Source organism: Tolypothrix sp. VBCCA 56010 (assembly GCF_050875635.1).
GTDB lineage: Bacteria > Cyanobacteriota > Cyanobacteriia > Cyanobacteriales > Nostocaceae > Hassallia.
In genome coordinates this window covers 1-207 of record NZ_JBPAOH010000577.1, presented here as the reverse complement: position 1 = coordinate 207, position 207 = coordinate 1, and the positions used below count along the sequence as shown (strand labels likewise).

Annotated in this window: 1 pseudogene; it reads right to left on the bottom strand. The window is 32.4% G+C overall.

Annotated elements, in window-relative coordinates:
* Positions 1-207, bottom strand: a pseudogene (locus AABK37_RS42580) (RNA-guided endonuclease TnpB family protein); the annotation flags it as partial.

Sequence of the window (207 nt, the reverse complement as noted above, 5' to 3'; positions counted from 1 at the left end):
TCCCAAGGTTATTTACACCTAAATCTATTGCGGCTTTCAAACCTGATTCAGATAACTTAACATCCTTTCTAGTATAAACTACTTCAATTACATAACATCCAGTCCTGGGAATTATTCGTACACAGTCATAATTTTGTGCATGTTTGGAGTGAATGAGAATACTTGTTTTATGTAAGTGAATAATCCCTGATTCTTTGAGTTTTTTAT